The organism is Weissella sp. DD23, from assembly GCF_001579105.1.
Lineage (GTDB): Bacteria > Bacillota > Bacilli > Lactobacillales > Lactobacillaceae > Weissella > Weissella cibaria.
Map to the genome: position 1 here is coordinate 1 of NZ_KQ970448.1, position 505 is coordinate 505.

1 protein-coding gene is annotated in these 505 nt (G+C 43.8%); it reads right to left on the minus strand.

Annotated features, from left to right (window positions below; genetic code table 11):
* A partial coding sequence (locus WEIDD23_RS12175) for an alpha/beta hydrolase (protein WP_156469671.1) occupies window positions 1–505 on the minus strand: 505 nt, incomplete at both ends.

Sequence of the window (505 nt, forward strand, 5' to 3'; positions counted from 1 at the left end):
AAGGATAGAACTGGATCACGTTTGGCAATTGTTTTGATGTCAGGATTAGACAAAGTCATATCAACCATGGGACTGATAGCCACGATTTTCTTAATAGGTAAGGCTTCAATTAATTGTGTATAGCCTAAGGCAAGTTGCGCACCGGAGCTATCACCAATTAAGCTAATGTTAGCTTCAGGAAAATCATGATGCAATTCCCAAATAGCGTCTTGCATGCGTTCATAAATGTCATCCAAATTTGCGTTTGGAACGAGAGGATAGTCTAAGACAGCAACTGGCATATTAGTATTCATGACGATATCACTGATAAAATGCCAGTGGTAGGCAGTAATCGGTTCGATGAAACCACCGCCGTGTAGATAAAGACCAATATCTGTCGTTGTTTTAATATCGCAGCGACGAGGGGCCATAATATCTAGGTAGTCATGATGGTGGATGGCGAAGTCACGGCGCATTTTCGCGCTCGGCTCGGCTGCAATCGCAGGCTTTTCAGCCAACTCTTCCC